Consider the following 1135-nt stretch of genomic DNA (forward strand, 5'->3'; position numbering starts at 1 on the left):
TTCAAAAGCGGGTGCAAAGGTAAGAACTTTAAAGCATAACTTCCAAATGTTTCCGAAAGTTTTTTCATTTTTCTTTTCCAAGACCGAAGTTCCGAAAGAAACCTATGGCAAAGAAGAGAAAAATGGAAGCTTACCGCTCCGTTTTACTGTCAGAATGTCAAAACATCGCCGCCTTCGTTCCCGAAAGCGGATGCAAAAGTAGGGCTTTTACGGACATCTGCAAAATATATACAAGCTTTTTTTGAGGGTTTACGTGAACTTTTTCATAACTAGCTGATTGATAGATATGTTTTAAAGCATATTTTTTAAAGGGAAAGGAAGGCAGGAAGGAAGGGGACACATTATATATATACGCGCGCGTACCGGAATATACTAAGTTCACCCCTTGACATAGACCACAGAACGGCCGGCACCACGCTTGCGAATCACGCCGGAATCGATAAATGTCTGCAAATCCCTCGAAGCCCGGCGGGCGGTGACATGGACAAGGCGGGAATATTCTGCACGAGTAATACAGACATTAGCCTCCAGAAAGTCCATCATGCTTTTTTCACGGGCAACCATGTCGCCCATTGCTTTCGGTTTATCCGGGAAAAAGCGTTTATCCGCACGTTCCAACTCCATCTTACCTGCCACATAACGTTTGAATTCGATGCCGGGACGGAATTTCACCGTGGACATCTTGACCGACTCCGCACGTACTTCTTTCTTATTCATCACCGGATGGGTACACTTCAGCGTGGTGCTGAAGAAGCCAAGTCCCTCTATCTCCACCGTATAGCCCTTTGCCAGCCAGTCTCCAAGCGTAGTGGTGATGGCTTGCACAATACCCACAACCATGGCGTGGGGCATATGTTCTTCACGAAAAACCCGTTCCATAAACTCTTTACCAGAAATGGTTCCCTTGGAACAGACACGGGCATGCAGCGACTTCGGTTCCTCGCCTTCGGGGACGGGCGTTTCATAAAGGTCATAATAAGCACTCATAAAATAATTTAAATTAATGGTTTATAGAGAATTGAGGGAAACTTGCAGCAAACTTGGGGAAGAAATGTTCTCGAAATCGGCAGAAGCTGGCAGTAATGTCTTATCCTGATATAGGTAGACACATTTACAAACTAATAAATGTGTTACT

The 1135-nt window shown here is 44.8% G+C and carries 2 protein-coding genes; one reads left to right on the forward strand and one right to left on the reverse strand.

The features are described from left to right. The coding region (locus tag DW947_RS21770) for a hypothetical protein (RefSeq protein ID WP_410492090.1) at nt 1-202 on the forward strand (202 nt) is incomplete at its 5' end. Between the two features lie 176 nt (nt 203-378). On the opposite strand, the gene DW947_RS21370 is transcribed toward DW947_RS21770, so the two are convergent. Then, nucleotides 379-987, reverse strand: coding sequence for an HU family DNA-binding protein (locus DW947_RS21370; protein ID WP_005825608.1), 609 nt, complete (start codon nt 985-987; stop codon nt 379-381). Nucleotides 988-1135 lie beyond the last annotated feature (148 nt).

The sequence above is a fragment of the Bacteroides sp. AM44-19 genome, assembly GCF_003603395.1.
Taxonomy (GTDB): Bacteria; Bacteroidota; Bacteroidia; order Bacteroidales; family Bacteroidaceae; genus Bacteroides; species Bacteroides uniformis.